The organism is Methylobacterium aerolatum, from assembly GCF_022179085.1.
In the GTDB taxonomy this organism is placed as follows: domain Bacteria; phylum Pseudomonadota; class Alphaproteobacteria; order Rhizobiales; family Beijerinckiaceae; genus Methylobacterium; species Methylobacterium aerolatum.
Map to the genome: position 1 here is coordinate 82,403 of NZ_BPQE01000002.1, position 18,959 is coordinate 101,361.

The window sequence follows — 18,959 nt, forward strand, 5'->3', positions numbered from 1 at the left end:
GCGGGTCACGACGGGTGGCTGCGTCACGGGCGGGCTGCCTCCGAACCTCTGGGACTCGGGCGGCGGGGCGCCGCCGGTCACGAGGCCGGGTTTAGGGCGATGGCCCTGACGCGTCGAGTGCGCAAGCGCCCGCAGGCCCGCGCGGGCTCAGTGATGGGAGCGGCGCGCGATCTGCGTCCCGACCTCGAACAGGGCGAGATCGAGGGCGACGCGGACGTGGCTGGGTACTTCGGCCCCGGACTCGTCGAGGGCCTTGCGGGCCTCCAGCAACAATCCCGCAGCCCGGTCGATGGGGTGCTGCACACGTTCCTTGGGCATCGCGACGTAGCCCTGGCTCTCGTCGCGGCTCTCGGTGATGTCGATCAGGATGCCCTTGGAGCGGACGGGGCGGCCGTGGGGGTCCTGATAGATCCGTCCGCGGCTCAGCAGCCAGCGGACCTCGCCGCGCGCCGACACGACCCGATACTCCGCCAGGAACACGCCGCCGATGCCGACCGATCGTCCTACTTCGTTCCGGAGCCAGACGCGGTCGTCGGGGTGGATGCCCACCATCGCCATGTCGCCGCGGATGTCCCGGCCCGCGAGGTCGGGATCGAGGGCGAGGAGTTCGGCGGCCCCACGGTCGTAGCGGGCGATGCGTCGCACGAGATCCCAATCCCAGGTGCCGACCACGCCGCTGGCATCGAGGGCGGACTGCAACTGCTCAGAGAGGCCGCCGGACTCGTCTTTTCCATGGGCGGTCACGCCTCAGAACCCCCAATACTTAGCGATTTGATGCACATTCGCCACACGCACGGAGCGAACTTAGTTACCAAACCGTGTCGACTTGCGCACTGGCACACAATGTACGCGCTGCTGAGGAACTCTAGTAGCCGCAGCGATACGGTTATTTTTCGTCAGAAGCAACCACGTCCTTTGGTCAAATTTCACCAGTCCGCGGCGCCGCCTTGGCGCCACAGAGCGAAGCGGTTGCTACATTCGCGTCGACTATCGAGGACAGGAACAGTTTTCGGGCAGGGGTCAGGGGCGGTCGCGACGGTAATCCAACCCCGACGCGGGCGCCGGGCTCAGGCCGCCCGGCCGCGCCGCCCTTCCACGAGCCACATGGCGAGCAGGGCCGCCGCCAGCGCGGCGAGGGCCGCCAGCCCGAGGGCGAGCGGATAGACCTCGACGCCGCGGATGTTGGCGCTGTCGCTTGGGCGGAAGCCGATCCAGTCTGCACCCGCGAGGCGCGCGCCGCGCTGGACTTGGAGCCGCGGCACCTGCACCGCGCCGGAGGCATCCGCGAGGCGGCGGACCGATCCACCGGAGCCCTCCGCCGCCGGGCGCAGGCGCTCGGTGTCGCTGAACACGTCGGCGAGTTCGCGGGGGTTGGCGGGGCCGACGCTCACGAAGGCGACGAGGTTGCCGGAGCGCAGGGTGTGCAGGCCCAGGCTCTTGGCCTCGAAGGTCGCCGTGAACAGGCCGGGCTCAGCGGCCTTGAGGGGAAGGGTCGTGACCGTGCCGGTCGGGCCGGTCACCGTCACCGGCTCGGCGGTGTCGGCCATTGTCTGCCGCTCGATCCGCACCTCGCGGCCGTGGCCGGTCATCTGGGCGCGCAGGGCCTCCTCTTCGAGGGCCGGCTCCTTCATCAGCCAATGGGCGAGGCGCCGGAGCAGATCGAGATAGGGGCCGCCCTCCTGGTAGCCCCGCGCCCAGAGCCAGGCATGGTCGGAGAGCAGCAGGGCGACGCGGCCCTTCTCCTCCCGCGAGAGGGCGAGCAAGGGCAGGCCCTCCGCCCCGGAGAGGACCGGCTGGATGCCGGGGCGCATTCGCGCCTGGACGATCCGCAGCCAGTCGCCCCAAGCGGGCGGGTTCGCGTCCGAGCCCGGCAGGGCGCGGGTGACGGGATGGCGCTGGCCGGTCTGGGTCGGAGTCGCCTTGTAGGGCCGCTCCACCACGCGCCCGTCGGGATCGCCCGGCAGGATCCCCGCGAGCCGGGTGCGGGCGAGGCTCGCCGCGCCGGCATATTCGGGCCCCGCCGCGATCAGCAGCGCGCCGCCGTCGCGGACGTAGCGGACGATGTTGTCGAAGTAGGCCTGCGGCAGCACGCTCTGGTTGGCGTACCTGTCGAAGATGATGAGATCGAAGTCCTTGATCTTCTGAACGAACAGTTCGCGGGTCGGGAAGGCGATCAGCGACAGTTCGGAGATCGGCGTACCGTCCTGCTTCTCCGGCGGGCGCAGGATGGTGAAGTGGACGAGATCGACGTTCGCATCCGACTTCAGCAGGTTGCGCCACGTGCGCTCGCCCTGGTGCGGCTCGCCGGAGACGAGGAGCACGCGCAGCTTCTCGCGGATGCCCTCGATGGGCAGGACCGCCCTGTTGTTCACCGTGGTCAGCTCGTTCGGAAGCGGCTCGACCTCGATCTCCACGACGTTCTGGCCGCCGTGCTCGATCCGGGTGGAGAGGGAGAACGGCTTGCCGGTCGGCACGTCGCGCCGGTCGATCTCCTCGCCGTCGCGGCGGGTGACGACCACGGCATGGCCCGTGCCGCCGCGCTCCATCACCTCGGCGCGGATGGTCAGATCCTTGCCGACGATGCCGAAGCGGGGGGCCTCCAGCAGCTTGATCTGCCGGTCGCGCTCGTCGGCATGGCCGGTGACGAGGACGTGCAGAGGCGCCTTGATGCCGAGCTGCGCCAGGGAGGACGGAATGTCGTGCACCACGCCGTCCGTCACCATCACGACGCCGGCGAGCCGCTCGGGCGGCACGTCGGCCAGGGCTTGGCCCAGCGCCGCGAACAGCTTGGTGCCCTCGTCGCCCTCGCCGGCATCCGGCACGTCGATGAAGCGGGGCTCGATGGTGGCGAGGGAGCCGAACCGGCGCTGCAACTCGGCGCGGACCTGATCGGTCATCTGAGGCCGGTCGCCCAGCGCCTGGGAGGCGGAACGGTCGATCACCACGGCGGCGATGTCCTTCACCGGCTCCCGGTCCTCCCGCACCAGGGCGGGATTCGTCAGGGCGGCGAGGACCAGGGCCAGCACGAGGGCGCGCAGCAGGGCGGCGCGGCCCCGGGCGACGACGGCCAGCACCGCCAGGACCAGCGCCACGACGCCCAGCGCCGCCAGGACCGGCCATGGGAGAAGGGGCGTGAAGCTGAGGCTCAGCATGGGCAGGGATCCAGGGCAAGCGCGACGCAGCCTCCCTCCCCCTTGCGGGGAGGGACCGAGGGTGGGGGTGATCCCGGAGAGACCGCGGCGGTGCCTCCTGCACCACCCCCACCCCTACCCCTCCCCGCAAGGGGAAGGGGAGAGACCGCACGGGCCTGCAAAACACTCACTGCCCCAACCGCTCCAGCAGAGCGGGCACATGGACCTGATCCGCCTTGTAGTTGCCGGTCAGCGTGTAAATCACGATGTTGACCCCACCCCGGAAGGCCATCTCCCGCTGGCGCTGGTCGCCGCCGGTGATCGGATAGAGGGGTTCGCCCCGGCGCCCGACGGCCCAGGCGGCGGCAAGGTCGTTGCTGGTGATGATGATCGGGCTGACCCCGTCGCCCGCCCGCGCCGGGCGGCGCTCCCCGCCCTCGGCGGCGGGGGGCAGCGTCTCGACCCAGGTCTGGCCCGTGGCGTAGCGGCCGGGGAAACTGTCCACGAGGTAGAACGCCTTCGTCAGAACGTGGTCGGCGGGGACCGGCTCCAGTTCCGGCACCTCCAGGGTGGCGAGCATGGTGCGCAGGTAGGTCGCCTCCGGGCTCGGCGGGCCGCCGGGGCGGTTGGTGAGCGCGTCGCGGGTGTCGAACAGCACGGTGCCGCCGTTGCGCATGAAAGCGTCGATCTTGCGGATCGCCGCCTCGGAGGGCTGCGGCCGGTTGGCGGCGATGGGCCAGTAAATCAGCGGGTAGAAGGCCAGCTCGTCCTTCGCAGGATCGAGCCCCGCCGGCTCGCCGGGTTCCAGCGCGGTGCGGGCGGCGAGCATCTGGGTCAGGCCGGTGAGCCCCGCGCGGCTCGCCTCGTCCACGGCGGCATCCCCGGTGACGATGTAGGCGAGGCGGGTGATGAGGGCCGATTCGATGCCGTTCGGCCGGTTCGCCGCCGGCTGCTCCGCCCGCGCAGGAGGCGCCGGAAGGGCGAGGACGAAGGCGGCGATCAGCAGGGCGGCCGGGCGCCCCCTCAGGCTCCGCAGCCGCCCGAGGAAGCCGCCGAGCCACAACCCGGCCAGGGTGTCGAGGACGAGGAAGAGCAGCGCGGCGCTGAACAGACCGGGCCGGAGATCGACGGTCTTCGCCCCGGCGAGCGTGCCGGTGCCCACCGCGCCGAGGGGTGCGAAATCGAGGGCGGCGAGACGGTCGTCGGGCTTCAGGGGGTTGACGCTGATCCCGCCGTCCGGCGGGCCGTAGAAGCCCGGCGGATGCTCGCGGCTGCCCCGATCCGCGTAATCCGCCGGAACGGCGGTCGCGGAGGCCGGGGGGGAGCCCAGCACCCCGAACCCGTCGAGGGTGGCCCTCGGTGCCAGCACCGCGACCCGGGCGCGGCTGCCGTCGGCGGCCTGGGTCCCCTCCGCCGGTCCGGCGCCGGCCAGGGCGACGACCCGCCGGAGCATGTCGATGAACAGGCCCGACAGCGGCAGGTTCGACCACGTGGTGTCGGCGGTGACGTGGAACAGCACGATGCGCCCCTGCCCCCGCTTCTGCGCGGTGACGATGGGCGTGCCGTCCTGCAACGAGGCCCAGGTCTTGCCCGGCAGGTCGCCGTCCGGCTCCGCCAGGATCTGCCGGCGCACGCCGATGTCGGCGGGCGGGGTCAGCCCGGCAAAGGGGCTCTCGGGCGGGAAGGGCGCCACGGTCTTCGGCGCATCCCAGGAGAGGGTGCCGCCGAGCGTCCGCCCGCCCCGGCGCAGGCGCACCGGCACCAGGGGGTCGTTGCCCGCCGCCAGCCGCGGCCCGGCGAAGCGCAGGAGGAGCCCGCCATCATCCACGAACTTGGCGATCCGCGCGGAGGTCTTGTCGTCGAGGGCGCCCACATCGGCGAGCACCAGCACCGACACTTGGTTGTCGAGGAGCTGGTTGATCGACTCCGACAGGCCGATCGCCCCCCGCGGCTGCTGCACGTCGGCGAAGGGGTCGAGGGCGCGGGACAGGTAGTAGAGGGGCGCCAGCAGCGGCTGCGACTGATCGAGGGTGCCGCCGAAGACGAGGCCGACCCGGCGCCGCCTGCCGCGCTCGTCCACGAGGCTCACCGCCCCCGCCGAGCGCTCGTTCGCGATCTCGATCCGGCTGATCCCGTTGCGGAGTTCCGTCGGCATGTCGAAGGCGACCTCCGCGACCGTGGCATCGGGCTTGAGGGCGAAGTCGCGCTCGGCCAGCGGCAACCCCTTCTGGTCGAGGGCGCGCACCACGCCGACGTCCCGGCCGTTCGGCGCGGCGCGGAGCACGCGGGCGACGAGCTTGCCGCCCGCGTCCGAGGCGGCGAGGCCCAGCGCCGGCGGCCGGTCGGCCTTCAACACGGTGAGGGAGGCGCCCGCCCCGCCGACGAGGTCGCCGAGGCCCTTCACGAAACGCCCCGCGGCGTCGGCCGTCTCACCGGCCACCCCGTCGGTGATCCAGACGAGGGCGGCGGCGCGGTTCTTGTCGAGGAAGGTGCCGATGCTCTGAAGGTGCGGGTCGCGCGGCGACAGGTACGGGCGCGGGGCCAGCGCCCGCAGCCGCTCCAGGGCGGCGGCGGGGGTCTGCGCGTCCACGGGCGCGGCGGGCTCGGCGAGGCCGATCACGGCCACGGCGCGCCCATCGCGGGCGGCACCCTCGACCGCATCGGTGGCGACCCTCAGGCGGTCCCGCCAGTCGTGGGCGGCGGTGGCGCCGTTGTCGAGGAGCACGAGAAGGGGAGTCTTGCCGCCCCCGAACCCGGCGCCGCCGGGGCTCCAGACGGGACCCGCCACCGCCAGGATCAGGGCGGCGGCGATGAGCATCCGCAGGATCAGCAGCCAGGGCGGCGTGCGCGCCGGGGTCTGCCGCTGGGGCAGCAGGTCCGCCACGAGCGCCAGCGGCGGGAAATCGATGCGGCGCGGGCGCGGCGGCGTCACCCGCAGGAGGATCCACAGGGCCGGGAGGCCGACGAGGGCGGCCAGCGCGAGGGGGGCGGCGAAGGTCAATCCGAGCATCGCGATCCCTCAGCCGCCACGGGCCATGACGAGGGTCGCGAGGCGCAGGGCCGCCTCGCTCGCCGGACGGTCGGTGCGGTGGACGGTCAGGGTCCAGCCCTGCCCGCGCACGATCTCCGCCAGCCGATCGCGGTGGGCGGCGATGCGCGCCCGGTAGCGGTCACCCCAGGCCCCCGCGTCACCGATATCGAGGCTGGGCGCCCCCTCCAGGCCGTGCAGCACCGCCTGGCCGCTGAAGGGAAAGGTCTCCTCGATCGGGTCGGCCACGAGGAGCAGGTGCCCCCGGCTCCCGGCGGCGGCGAGCCCCGACAGGGAGGCGGCGATGCGCTCCGGCGGGGTGAGGAAGTCGCCGATCAGCACCACCTCGTCGAACCGGGCGGGCTGGGCGTCGGGCGGCAGGTCCCGGTCGAGCCCGGCCCTGTCGGCCACGAGGGCCTGGGCGAGGTGCTCCACGATGCCCCGCGAGGCCCGCGCCCGCGTCAGGCCGAGCAGCCCGACCCGCTCGCCGCCATCCACGAAGGCGTCGGCCAGGGCGAGGCCGAGCACCAGCGCACGCTCGATCTTCGAGGCTCCGGCGAGGTCCGAGGCGAAGGCCATGGAGGCCGAGCGGTCGATCCAGAACCAGATGTTGTGGGCCGCCTCCCATTCCCGCTCGCGGACGTAGAGCCGGTCGTCCCGGGCGGAGCGGCGCCAATCGACCCGCGCGGCGGCCTCGCCGGTGACGAAGGGCCGGAACTGCCAAAAACTCTCGCCGGGCCCGGCGCGCCGACGCCCGTGCAGCCCGTGCGCGAGGAGGCTGGACACCTGCCGCGCCTCCAGCACGAGGCGGGGCATCCTGGCCGCCAGCGCGGCCGCGCCCTCGCTCTCCCGCCGACCGGGGCGGCGCGTCTCCGCCGCGAGGGCCTTCGTCGCCACCAAGGTCAGAGCTTCTCCGCGAGCTTGGCGATCAGCCCCTCGATGGTCTCGCCGTCGGCGCGGGCCGCGTAGTTGAGGGCCATGCGGTGCTTCAGCACGGGCTCGGCCAGGGCCTTCACGTCGGCGACGGAGGGCGCGACGCGGCCCTCGATCAGGGCGCGGGCGCGGGCGGCGAGCGTCAGCGCCTGGCTGGCGCGGGGGCCGGGACCCCAGAGGAGCTTGTCCTTCACCAGGGCGTCGCCGCCCGTCGGCCGCGCGGCGCGGACCAGGTCGAGGATCGCCTCCACCACCGCCTCGCCCACCGGCAGGCGGCGCACGAGGCGCTGTGCGGTCATCAGCTGGTCCGTGGACATCACCGCCGCCGGGCGGTGCTCCTCGGCACCCGTGGTCTCGATGAGGATGCGCCGCTCCGCCGCCCGGTCGGGATAGCCGACGTCGATCTCCAGCAGGAACCGGTCGAGCTGCGCCTCGGGCAGCGGGTAGGTGCCCTCCTGCTCGATCGGGTTCTGCGTGGCGAGCACGTGGAACGGCCGGGGCAGGTCGTGGCGCTCACCGGCCACCGAGACGTGACCCTCCTGCATCGCCTGGAGCAGGGCCGACTGGGTGCGGGGGCTGGCGCGGTTGATCTCGTCCGCCATCAGCAATTGCGTGAAGACCGGCCCCTTCACGAATCGAAAGGCGCGGCGGCGCTCGGCATCCTCCTCCAGGATCTCGGTGCCGAGGATGTCGGAGGGCATCAGGTCGGGCGTGAACTGGACGCGCCGCGCATCGAGGCCGAGCACCGTGCCGAGTGTCTCGACGAGCTTGGTCTTGGCGAGACCGGGCAGGCCCACGAGAAGGCCGTGGCCGCCGGAGAGGATGGTCACCAGGGCGAGGTCGACGACCTTCTCCTGCCCGAAGATCACCTTGTGGATCGCCTCGCGGGCCTGGCCCACCGCCTCGAGGCAGCTCTCGGCCGTGGCGACGATGCCGTCATCGAGGCTGGTGGCGGGGCTCGCGCCCTGGCTGGCGGCCTGGATCATGCCGATCTTCGTCTCCTCATGACGCCGCGAAGATGATGTCGCGGAAGGGGCGGAGTGTGGGCCCGTTCCGGGGCGGCTGGCAAGGTCGGGATCGCCGCACGCCTTTCCGTGATTGCCCCCCGGCATTTCGTCATCGCGAGCGACGGCGACGCGATCCAGGGACGCGCCACCATCGATCGGCGGCCCTCGGCTCCTGGAATGCGTCGCTCCGCTCGCGAGGACGGCTTCGCCTCCCGGCCGGCGGGCCGGTCGCGTGCCCTCACGCCCTCCGGTCCTGCCCCTCGGTGAACTCCCGCCACAGCAGCACCAGGGCCGCCATCACCGCCGGGCCGAGGAACAGGCCGAGCAGCCCGAAGGTCTCGACCCCGCCTAGGATGCCGAGCAGCACCCACAGGAAGGGCAGCTTGGTGGTGCCGCCGATGAGCGCCGGGCGGATGAAGTGGTCGGCGACGAAGGTGACGACGAGGCCCGCCGCCGCCACGACGAGGGCCGCCGTCACCGAGCCCGCCGCCACGAGAAGCAGCGCCGCGATGGCGATGGCGAGCGCCGCGCCGAAGGGGATCATCGCCGCCACGGCGGTGAAGGCGCCGAGCAGGACCGGATGCGGCACCCCGGCGAAGTAGTAGACGATACCGAGGATCACGCCCTCGCCCAGCCCGACGAGGACCAGCCCGTCCACGGTGCCGTGGACCGACGCCACCATCTGCCGGCCGATCCGCTCGCCGCGGGGCCCGAACAGCCGGTCGCAGGCGGTCAGCGCCTGCCGCCGCACGGTCTCGCGCTCGCGGAAGAGGAAGAACAGGGCGACGAGGCTGAAGCCGAACAGGACGAGGCGGTGGACCACCTCCCGGCCGACGTTGCGCCCGGTGCCGATCACCGTTCCGTTGTCGAACCGGCGCAGGATCTCCGAGCCCGCCTTGGCGTGGCCGAGATTGTCGTTCCACCACGCCGTGGCCTGGGCGGCGCCGTAGGGCAGCCGGTTCAGGAATTCGGGGGCGGGGATGCCGCTCTCCTCGGCCTTGCGCACGAACTCGGCCACGTCGTGGGCCTCCCGCGCCGCCTGGACGCCGAGGACGACGAGGGGCACGAGGAAGACCAGCGCGACGGCCAGCACCGCGAGGCTCGGCAGCAGGATGTTGTGGCCGGTGCGCGGGAAGGCGCGTTCCAGCCGCGCGTAGAGCGGCCCCAGCGCGATGGCGAGGACCACCGCCCAGGCGAGCGCCGGCAGGAACTCGTGAAGGATCCAGATGCCGAGGGCGGCCAGCGCCAGCACGAGGAACACCCGGGCCACGCCCTGCCCCTTCGCCCGCTCCACGGGCGGAAGGTGGGACGGGTCCGGCCGGGTCTCCGAGAGGGGCCGGGAGGGCGGCACGGGTGCCGCCAGGGGCTGCATGGGCGGCGACAGGGACTGGGACTTCATCCGCCTACTCCGATTCGCACGCCGCCGGTCCGCGCCGGGCGGGCGTGACGGCGACGGCTCCGATACGCCTCCCGTCGCCCGCCCGCCAGCGCGGGCCGACGGGGGATGATCCTCCGTGCCGTGGTCCGCCCAACGCGCGCCACCCGGCTAAGGTTGCCGCACCGGAACCCCTCGTGTAGAGGTCCGCGCACCCGCAGGCGGCGCGTGGCGGGCCGGTGTTCCGGTCCCGCCCCGGCCGCTTCACGGCCCTGAGGTATGAGACGCCGGTCGCCCGGCGCGGGGGCACCTCCCGGCCGAACCGGAACCCGTTCAGAGCCCACGAGAAACCATGTCCGACGATCCCGCCACCGGCAGCGCGACCTTCCAGCGCGTCGCAGACATCATCGCCGAGACGGCCGACATCGAGCGGGACAAGATCACGCCCGAGAGCCACGCCATCGACGATCTCGGGATCGACAGCCTCGCCTTCCTCGACATCGCCTTTGCCGTGGACAAGGCCTTCGGCATCAAGCTGCCGCTGGAGCGGTGGACGCAGGAGGTCAACGAAGGCAAGGTCCCGGCCGAGCAGTACTTCGTGCTGAAGAACCTCTGCGCCCGGATCGACGCGCTCGTGGCCGAGAAGGCCGCCAAGGCCTGAACCGGCCTCATGCCGCGCTCCGCCCGAAAGGACGGAGCCGCCTCCGCGCTTCGCCCGGAAGCCTGAGTGCCCCACAGTCCGGACCGCCATGCGCCTTGAATACTTCGAGATGATCGACAGCGTGGTACGGCTCGACCGTGCCGCCGGACAGATCGAGGCCACGGCCCGGGTGCCCGAGGCGAGCCCCGTCTTCGAGGGGCATTTCCCCGGCCATCCGCTGGTGCCGGGAGTGCTGCTCACCGAGACGATGGCGCAGGCCTCCGGCTACCTGATCCTCGCCCATCTCGGCTTCGAGCGGATGCCCTTCCTCACCGGCGTCGACAAGGCGCGGTTCCGCAGCTTCGTCGGCCCCGGCGCCACCCTGTCGGTGAGCGCCACCCTGGAGCACGACGGCTCCGGCTACGCGGTGACGAAGGCCGCGATCCGTCACGACGGCAAGGCCCTCTGCGACGCGGAACTGCGCTTTCGCACCATGCCCTTCCCGGACGGGCTCGACGGGCCGATGCGCCAACGCGCCGAGGCGATCGGCCTCCTCGCGCTCGCCGGGCTCGGCGGGGGAGCGGCCGCGTGAGCCGGCCCGTCGTCGTCACGGGGATCGGGCTGGTCTCCTGCGCGGGCGAGGGGCCGGAGGCGCACCTGGCCGCCCTGGACGCGGGCGCGCCGCCGCGCCTCGATGCCGGGAGCTTCGCGCCCTATCCGGTCCATCCGGCCCCCGCCATCGCGTGGGACCGGCAGATTCCCAAGAAGAGCGACCAGCGCCAGATGGAGGCGTGGCAGCGCCTGGGCGTCTACGCCGCCGGCCTCGCCCTCGATTCCGCCGGCGTGAAGGAGGATGCCGCCTTCAAGCAGTCGCTGCACCTCGTGGTGTCGGCGGGGGGCGGCGAGCGCGACTACGCGGTGGACGGCACGATCCTCACCGGCCTGCGCGATGCGGCCGATCCCGGCGCCTTCCTCAACGAGCGCCTGCAGAACGATTTGCGGCCGACCCTCTTCCTCGCGCAGCTCTCCAACCTGCTCGCGGGCAACATCGCCATCGTCCACGGCGTCACCGCCGCCTCGCGCACCTTCATGGGCGAGGAATCGGCGGGGGTGGACGCCCTGCGGATCGCCCAGGCGCGGATCGCCTCGGGCCAGAACGAGACCATGCTGGTGGGTGGCTCCTACAGCGCCGACCGGCCGGACGTGCTCCTCGTCCACGCGATGGGTGGGTTCGCCTTCAAATCGGCCGGGGACGGCGCCTACGCGCCGGTCTTCGGCCGGGGGGCTCCGGGCGGCTTCATCCTGGGAAGCTGCGCAGCCTTCCTGCTCCTCGAATCGACCGAGCACGCGGCGGCCCGGGGGGCCACGCCCCTCGCCCGGCTCGACGCGGTGGCGAGCGGTCGCACCCGCCGGGAGCCCGGAGCGGTCTCCGAAGCCCTCTCCGCGCGGTGGACCGAATCGGGCACGGCCGCGCCGGACACAGTGATCTCCGCCGCCACCGGCGTCGCGCCGATCACGGCGGAGGAGGACGAAACCCTGCGCCGCCTCGCCCCGGCGGCCCGGCGCATCGCGCTCGGCGATCTCGTCGGCCACGGCCTGGAGGTCGCCGCCCCCTTCGCCGCCGCCCTCGCCGCGGTGCTGCTCCGGGACGGCCGGGCGAAGGATGTCGCCGTCACCACCGTCGGCCATCGCCGCGGCGAGGGCGTGCTGCGCCTGACGGCGGCCTGATCCGGCGGGATCACACCCGGGGGCTCCTGCGCGCGGCGCCCCTCACCCACCCCCGAACCGCACCTCCACCCGGCACCCGCCGCCGGGGGCATCGGTGACGACGGCCGTGGCGCCGTGCACTTGGGCGATGGCCGCGACGAGGCCGAGCCCGAGGCCGTGGCCGGCGGTGTGGCGGGCCGCGTCGGCCCGGTAGAACCGGCGGAAGACCTGCGCCCGCTCCGGCTCGGGGATCCCCGGTCCGGTATCCTCCACGGCCAGGACGGTGTGCGCGCGTCCGCCCTCCACCAGGACGCGCACCTCGCCTCCCGGCGGGGTGAACTTGATGGCGTTGTCGAGGAGGTTCGCCAGGACCTCGCCGCAGAGGTCCCGGTCCCCCTGGATGACGGCCGGGCCGCCGACGGCGCGCAGGCGGAGGCCGCGCTCCTCCGCCAGGGGCTCGAACAGCTCGACCGCCTCGGCGGCCAGGGCCGCGAGGTCGAGGGGGCCGAAGGCGGCGCGGCGGCGGGAATCCTCCATCTCGCCGATCCGCAGGACGGCGGTGACCATGCCGAGCGTCTGATCGATCCACGCGAGCCCCTGATCGACGGAGAGGCGCAACTCCTCCAGGGAGCGCGCCTGGTCGCGGCTGCGCTCCAGGCGGGTGCGCAGCCGCGTGAGGGGCGTGCGCAGGTCGTGGGCCACCGCGTCGCCGACGCTGCGGATCTCGGCCATGAGGTGCTCGATGCGGTCGAGCATCCGGTTCACGTTGCGGGCGAGGCGGGCGAACTCGTCGTCGCGCGCGCCCACCGGCAGCCGGTGGCGCAGGTCCCCCTGCATAACCCGATCGAGGGCGGCCTCCGTGGCGGCGAGGCGCCGTCGCCCCCTGTCCGCGAGGAAGAGGCCGCCGGCCATGGCCAGCACGAGGGTCGGGGCGAGGGCGAGGCCGAGGGCCCGCAGGGTCATGTCCCGCATCCGGTCGAGCTCGTCGGCATCGTGGCCGATGAGCGCGGTGTCGCCGTTCGGCAGGGAGAGGGCGGCGGCCCAGATCACGTCGTCGAGGCCGCGCCCCGCGAGGGCGATTCGGGCCGGGACCCGCACGGCATCGCCATCGCGCGACAACCCGGCGGGAAACGCGGCGACGTTGCCGAGCCGGGGGGTGCCATCCGGCGCGAACACCCCGCCGTAATGGGTGGCGTGGGGATCCATGGCGATCCACGTCTCGACCCGCGTCGTCGTCAGGGCCGGGTCGGCGGCGGCGGCGCGGATCTCGAGGCGGAGCGTCTCGGCCAATTCGTCCCGCAGCAGGCCTGCCGTCTGCCAGTAGACGAAGGCGAAGAGCGCGGCGGCGAACAGCACCGTCCACAGGGCGATGCCGAGCGCCCAGCGGAAGGCCGTGGAGCGCAGGAGGTCAGCCATCGGGGTTCAGGCTGAATCCGGTCCCTCGGACGCTGGCGATGACCGGCGGCTCGCCCCCCGCCTCCAGCTTGCGCCGCAACCGCCCGAGATGGACGTCGATAAGGTTCGATTTCGGAGTGAAGCGGTAGCCCCACACCTCCTCGAACAACATGGCGCGGGTCACGATCTGGCCCGGGCGCCGCATCAGGTAGGCCAACAGCTTCAGTTCCCGGGGCAGGAGTTCGAGGTCGCGCTGGCCGCGCTTGGCGGTGTTCGCCATCAGGTCGAGTTCGAGGCTGCCGAGGCGCAGCACGGTCTCGCGCGGCTCCACGGGCCGCCGCAACAGGGCTTCGATGCGGGCAGCCAGCTCCCCCAGGGCGAAGGGCTTGGTGAGATAGTCGTCGCCCCCCGCCCGCAGGCCGGCGATGCGCTCGTCCACGTCGCTCAGGGCGCTGAGGACGAGGGCCGGCGTCCGGTCTCCCCCCTGCCGCAGGTTGCGCAGGAGGCTAAGCCCGTCGAGGCCCGGCAGCATCCGGTCGAGGACGATGACCCGGAAGCCGCCCTCCCCGGCGGCGGCGGCGCCCTCCGGCCCGGTGGCCGCCCAGGCGACCTCGTGGCCCCGCCCGCGCAGGTCGGCGAGGACATCCTCGGCCGTCTCCGCGTCGTCCTCGATCAACAGCAGCCGCGCCACGCTCGTTTCCCCCGGATGACCCCATTGCCCGCGCGCCGGGACTTCGTCGCCCCGCCACGGCGACAATGAACCCGAATTTAATGGCGGGCGATGGCCGGCCTCCCATTATTTGGAACAACTCTAATTCGAAACACGGCGCCGCATCGTCCCGCCCTGCCTCAGCCGGATCGGGACGGTGCGGATCGCCGGCATGGCGGATCGGCGGACATGCGCGTCAGCAGGAGGGCTCCGAAGGAGTCCGGGGGTGTCGGGAGTGCCTAGGAAGCGGCGGCCGAGACGGCTCATCAACCGATATGCGCAGGCGCGGCTCTACGACGTCTCGACCCAAACCTATGTGACGATAGATCGGCTGAAGGAATGGCGTTCGGAGGGGTTCGAGGTGGTGGTACGCGAGGTCGAGACCGGCCGTTTCGTGACCGACTGCGTGCTGCCCTCGGGCTTCGACGCATGACGGCCGTGCTCGCCCTGCCCCCCAACCCCGCCCGCACCGCCCCGCGGACCGGCGCCGCGTGCCGGCGTGCCTTCGCTGGCGACCGGCCATGGCGTTGAACGACGGCGCCGAGTTCCACGGGGAGACCCGCGCCTCGGACGACACCATCGGCTCGGCCCCGGCCGCGAGGCCGCCCGCGCCTGCGCCGGACACCGCCCGCCGGGGTCGTGGGCGCGGCCTCGTCGTGCTCCTGATGCTCGCCGCCCTCGCGGGGGCGGCTTGGTACTGGCGCGCGCCGCTCCTCCGGGCCGTCGGCTACGGGATGGCGCAGAACGGAGACGGCCAGGGCTCCGCCAAGGATCCGGCCGGCGAGGCCGACAAGGGCGGCGAGGACGGCGCCTCCAACACGGTGACCCTGGACGCGGCGGGCCAGAAGCGCATCGGCCTCGCCTTCGGCACGGCCGAGACGCGGCCGATCGTCCTGCCGGTCCGCGTGCCGGGGACCGTCGCCTTCGACGAGCGGCGGGTGACGCACCTGAAGCCGCGCACGCAGGGCCGCGTCCTCAGCCTCGCGGTGCAGCCGGGCGACCGGGTGAGCGCGGGCCAGACCCTGGCGACCCTCGACGCCGCCGGCATCCTCGACGCCCGCAACGGCCTCGCCTCGGCGGAGGCGTCGCTCGGTGAGGCGAGGGCCTCCGAGGCCGCCGCCGCCCTCCAGTTGAAGCGCGGGCTGGAGCAACTGTCCTTCGGCGGCGTCGCCAAGGCCGAGGTGGAGAAGCGTCAGGTCGATCTCGCCAAGGCGCAGGCCGCCGTGAAGTCGGCCGAGGCCAATGCCGCGACGTTCCGGGCGCAGGTCGAGCGCCTCGCCCCCGCCGAGGGCGCGAATCCCGGCACCAGCGCCATCGTCACGCCCATCGCCGGGGTGGTCACGAGCGTCGGCGTCACCCTCGGCGAGGTGGTGGATACCGGTCGCGACGCCTTCACCGTCGCGGACCCCTCGCGGATGCTGGTGCTCGCCAACCTCTACAGCCCCGACATCGCCCGGGTGAAGGCGGGCGACGGGGCCGAGGTCGAGGCCCCGATTCCCGGCCACGCCGCCTTCACGGGCCGGGTGGGCGCGATCAACGCCGCCCTCGACCCCGCGACCAACACCGCCCCGGCCCGGATCGAGATCGCCAACCCGGACGATCTCCTGCGGGCCAACATGTTCGTCTCGGTGACGATCGCCGCCAACCTCGGCCGGACGGGCGTCACCATCCCCGCGGCGTCCGTCCAGCAGACGGAGCAGGGTCCCATCGCCTTCAAGCGGACGGGGACCGACACCTTCGAGCGTCAGGCCCTCACCCTCGGCATCCAGCGCACCGACTGGGTGGAGGTGAAAGAGGGGATCGCCGTCGGCGACACGGTGGCGACGCAGGGCAGCTTCGGGCTGAAGGCGATCCTGCTGCGCAGCCTCCTCGGCTCCACGGATTGAGGGCGCGATGAAGGGCTGGTTCGGCGCGCTCGTCCGGCGACGGTTCCTAATCCTCGTGATCGCGCTCGCCGCGGCGGCGGGCGGCGTCGTGAACCTCGAAGGCGTCTCCATCGACGCCGTGCCGGACATTTCCCCCAAGCAGGTGATGGTCCTCACCCTCTCGCCCGGCCTCGGGCCGATCGAGGTGGAGCGCCTCATCACCTTCCCCGTCGAGAACGCGATGGCCGGGGCGCCGGGCATCGAGAGCATCCGCTCGACGTCGCGGGCCGGGATCTCGGCCGTCTACGTGACCTTCCACGATGCCGTGCCGATCCGCGAGGCGCGGGATCAGGTCTTCCAGCGCCTGCCGCTGGCCAAGAGCATGATGCCCGCGGGCGTCGGCGACCCGGAGATGGGGCCGATGGCGACGGGCCTCGGGGAGGTCTACCAGTTCGAGTTGCGCGGTCCGGGCACCTCCCCGATGGAGTTGCGCCGCATCCTGCAGTGGACGATCTCGCCCAAGCTGAAGCTCACCCCCGGCATCGTGGACGTGAACGTCTATGGCGGGCAGATGCCGACCTACGAGGTCCAGGTCTCGGCGGAGGCCCTGCGCCGCTACGGCGTGACCCTCGCGCAGGTGTACACGGCCCTCAGCGACAACAACGCCGACGGCGGCGGCGCCTATCTGGAGCACAACGACCAGCAGGAGACGATCCGCGGTCTGGGCCTCGCCAAGGGGCCGGCGGATATCGGCAACAGCGTCGTGACGACCGGGCCGGGGGGCGTCCCGGTGCTCGTCTCGAACCTCGGCCAGGTCGTCGAGGCGCCGAAGGTGCGCCTCGGCGCCGTGACCCACGACGCGGCCGGCGAAACGGTCGTCGGCATCGCGCTGATGCAGTACGGCGAGAACGCCAGCGCCGTGGTGGAGGGGGTGAAGGCGACGATCGAGTCGCTGAAGGGCCAATTGCCGCCCGGCGTCGAGATCGTGCCCTACTACGACCGCAGCACCCTCGTGGAGCGGACCATCCACACGGTCGAGCACAATCTGCTCGAAGGCGCGGCACTGGTGATCGTCGTCCTGCTCCTCCTCCTCGGCAACCTGCGTGCCGGGCTGATCGTCGCCGTGGCGATCCCGCTCTCCATGCTGATGGCGTTCGCCGGGATGCGGCTCATCGGCCTGTCCGGCAACCTGATGAGCCTCGGCGCCATCGATTTCGGGCTGATCGTCGACGGCGCGGTGGTGATGATCGAGAACGTCCTGCGCGCCAGGGCCGAGCATCCCGAGCGGGACCCCCTCGACGTGGTGCGCGACGCCACGGCGGAGGTCGCCAAGCCGGTGATGTTCGCGGTGGCGATCATCATCGTCGTCTACGTGCCGATCCTCGCCCTGCAGGGCGTGGCCGGCAAGATGTTCGTGCCGATGGCCCTCACGGTCATCCTCGCCCTCGTCGGCTCCCTCGTCGTCACCATGACGCTGATGCCGGCGCTGGCGGCGATCTTCCTCACCGGTCGCGGCGTCGGCGAGCACGAGACGCGCCTCGTCCACTGGGTGCGGGGCGCCTACACGCCGTTCCTGCGCTTCGCCGAGCGGCGGGCGGGGCTGACCATGCTCGTTACCCTCGCCCTGTTCGGGGGCTCCTGCTTTCTCGCGACGCGGCTTGGCGGCGAGTTCCTGCCGCAGCTCGCGGAAGGCTCCATCGTCATCACCTCGGAGAAGCTGCCGGGCATCAACCTCGATGCCTCGCTCAAGACCGTGCACCGGATCGAGCAGGTGCTGAAATCCTTCCCCGAGGTGAAGAAGGTCGTCTCGCTGACCGGCAGCGCCGAGATCCCCACCGACCCGATGGGCGTCGAATCGACGGACAGCTTCATCACCCTCACCGATCCCTCGACCTGGAAGACCGCCGACAGCCAGGACGGACTGGTGGCCGCCTTCGACAAGCGGCTGAAGGAGGAGGTGCCGGGCGTCGCCTATTCCTTTTCCCAGCCCATCCAGATGCGGATGGAGGACCTGCTTCAGGGCGTGCGCGGCGACGTGGCGATCAAGCTCTTCGGCGACGACCTGAAGGTCCTGGCCGACAAGGCGGCCGAGATCGTCAAGGCGGTCTCCGGCGTGCAGGGGGCGGCCGATGTGAAGGCCGAGGCGCAGGCGGGCATGCCGACGCTCACCATCGCGGTGGATCGGGGCAAGGCCGCCCGCTACGGCATCAACGTCTCCGACGTCCTCGACGTGGTGAAGAGCATCGGCGGCCGGACCAGCGGCGTCGTCTACGGCGACGACAACGCCATCACCGAGATCGTGGTGCGCTTGGCCGCCGCCGACCGCAGCGACATCGAGCGCATCCGCAACTTGCCGGTGGGCAGCTCCGGCAAGATGATGATGCCGCTCTCCATGGTGGCGACGGTCGATGTCGCCTCCGGCCCGGCGCAGATCAGCCGCGAGAGCCTCCAGCGCCGCATCTCCGTCCAGGCCAACGTGCGCGGGCGCGACGTGCAGAGCTTCGTCGATGCGGCCAAGGCCGCCGTCCAGCAGCAGGTGAAGCTGCCGCCGCGCTACTCCCTGGAATGGGGCGGGCAGTTCCAGAACCTGCAGGAGGCGACCGCCCGGCTCACCCTCGTCGTGCCGGCGGCCCTCGCGGCGATCCTCATGCTCCTCGTGGTGATGTTCGGCGACATCCGCCTCGCCGGGCTGATCTTCCTCAACGTGCCCATCGCCGCGACGGGGGGCATCGCGGCCCTGTACCTGCGCGGCCTGCCCTTCTCGATCCCCGCCGCCATCGGGTTCATCGCGACCTTCGGCATCGCGATCCTCAACGGCGTCGTGCTGACGAGCTACATCCGCGACCTCGAACGGGACGGCCTCTCTCCGCAGGAGGCGGCCACCGAGGCGGCGGAGATGCGCCTGCGGCCGGTGATGATGACGGCCCTGGTGGCCACCCTCGGCTTCCTGCCGATGGCCCTGTCCACCAGCGCCGGCGCCGAGGTGCAGCGCCCCCTCGCCACGGTGGTGATCGGCGGCCTGATCACCGCGACGCTGCTGACGCTGATCGTGCTGCCCGCGATCTACCCCTACGCGGCGAGGCTGCGCCTGCCGTTCCTGCCCGCGCCGGAGCGGAAGGAGGGGCGGCGGTCCCCGGACAAGCGAACCGAAACGGCCGCCTGATCCGCC

14 protein-coding genes are annotated in these 18,959 nt (G+C 72.6%); 6 read left to right on the forward strand and 8 right to left on the reverse strand.

What is annotated here, in order from left to right; translation table 11 throughout:
• Window positions 1–147: 147 nt before the first annotated feature.
• The 6 genes from MFF06_RS00880 to MFF06_RS00905 form a co-directional block, all read right to left on the reverse strand.
• Window positions 148–744 (reverse strand): PAS domain-containing protein, encoded by a 597-nt coding sequence (locus MFF06_RS00880; RefSeq protein WP_238201101.1) that lies wholly within the window; start codon window positions 742–744, stop codon window positions 148–150.
• A 323-nt stretch (window positions 745–1,067) separates the two neighbouring features.
• The gene (locus tag MFF06_RS00885) at window positions 1,068–3,152 is read right to left on the reverse strand and encodes a hypothetical protein (protein WP_238201103.1); all 2,085 of its coding nucleotides are present in this window, start codon (window positions 3,150–3,152) and stop codon (window positions 1,068–1,070) included.
• A 166-nt stretch (window positions 3,153–3,318) separates the two neighbouring features.
• Window positions 3,319–6,141, reverse strand: coding sequence for a DUF4159 domain-containing protein (locus MFF06_RS00890; protein WP_238201104.1), 2,823 nt, complete (start codon window positions 6,139–6,141; stop codon window positions 3,319–3,321).
• Between the two features lie 9 nt (window positions 6,142–6,150).
• On the reverse strand, window positions 6,151–7,059 hold the full coding sequence (locus MFF06_RS00895) for a DUF58 domain-containing protein (RefSeq protein ID WP_238201105.1): 909 nt from the start codon (window positions 7,057–7,059) through the stop codon (window positions 6,151–6,153).
• Between the two features lie 2 nt (window positions 7,060–7,061).
• The gene (locus tag MFF06_RS00900) at window positions 7,062–8,078 is read right to left on the reverse strand and encodes an AAA family ATPase (RefSeq protein ID WP_238201106.1); all 1,017 of its coding nucleotides are present in this window, start codon (window positions 8,076–8,078) and stop codon (window positions 7,062–7,064) included.
• 259 nt (window positions 8,079–8,337) lie between these two features.
• Entirely contained in the window at window positions 8,338–9,498 is a 1,161-nt protein-coding gene (locus MFF06_RS00905) for an AI-2E family transporter (protein ID WP_370876545.1), read from the reverse strand.
• A 328-nt stretch (window positions 9,499–9,826) separates the two neighbouring features.
• On the opposite strand from MFF06_RS00905, the gene MFF06_RS00910 reads away from it, so the two are divergent.
• The 3 genes from MFF06_RS00910 to MFF06_RS00920 all read left to right on the forward strand — a co-directional run bounded on the left by MFF06_RS00910 (window position 9,827) and on the right by MFF06_RS00920 (window position 11,842).
• Entirely contained in the window at window positions 9,827–10,135 is a 309-nt protein-coding gene (locus MFF06_RS00910) for an acyl carrier protein (protein WP_238201108.1), read from the forward strand.
• Between the two features lie 88 nt (window positions 10,136–10,223).
• Window positions 10,224–10,706, forward strand: a complete 483-nt coding sequence (locus MFF06_RS00915; RefSeq protein WP_238201109.1) for a 3-hydroxyacyl-ACP dehydratase FabZ family protein — start codon at window positions 10,224–10,226, stop codon at window positions 10,704–10,706.
• Entirely contained in the window at window positions 10,703–11,842 is a 1,140-nt protein-coding gene (locus MFF06_RS00920) for a beta-ketoacyl-ACP synthase (protein WP_238201111.1), read from the forward strand. The genes MFF06_RS00915 and MFF06_RS00920 overlap by 4 nt, the downstream gene beginning before the upstream one ends.
• A gap of 42 nt (window positions 11,843–11,884) precedes the next feature.
• On the opposite strand, the gene MFF06_RS00925 is transcribed toward MFF06_RS00920, so the two are convergent.
• Both MFF06_RS00925 and MFF06_RS00930 read right to left on the reverse strand, forming a co-directional pair.
• Window positions 11,885–13,237, reverse strand: coding sequence for an ATP-binding protein (locus MFF06_RS00925; RefSeq protein WP_238201112.1), 1,353 nt, complete (start codon window positions 13,235–13,237; stop codon window positions 11,885–11,887).
• On the reverse strand, window positions 13,230–13,907 hold the full coding sequence (locus MFF06_RS00930; RefSeq protein WP_238201114.1) for a response regulator transcription factor: 678 nt from the start codon (window positions 13,905–13,907) through the stop codon (window positions 13,230–13,232). Before MFF06_RS00930 ends, MFF06_RS00925 begins: the two co-directional genes overlap by 8 nt.
• Window positions 13,908–14,151: 244 nt before the next feature.
• Between MFF06_RS00930 and MFF06_RS00935 the strand changes: the two genes are divergently transcribed.
• From MFF06_RS00935 to MFF06_RS00945, 3 genes are all read left to right on the forward strand, one after another.
• A complete protein-coding gene (locus tag MFF06_RS00935; RefSeq protein ID WP_238201116.1) occupies window positions 14,152–14,358 on the forward strand; it encodes a polyhydroxyalkanoate synthesis regulator DNA-binding domain-containing protein in 207 nt (68 codons plus the stop codon).
• A gap of 88 nt (window positions 14,359–14,446) precedes the next feature.
• Window positions 14,447–15,811, forward strand: a complete 1,365-nt coding sequence (locus MFF06_RS00940; protein WP_238201121.1) for an efflux RND transporter periplasmic adaptor subunit — start codon at window positions 14,447–14,449, stop codon at window positions 15,809–15,811.
• A gap of 7 nt (window positions 15,812–15,818) precedes the next feature.
• On the forward strand, window positions 15,819–18,953 hold the full coding sequence (locus MFF06_RS00945) for an efflux RND transporter permease subunit (RefSeq protein ID WP_238201122.1): 3,135 nt from the start codon (window positions 15,819–15,821) through the stop codon (window positions 18,951–18,953).
• Window positions 18,954–18,959 lie beyond the last annotated feature (6 nt).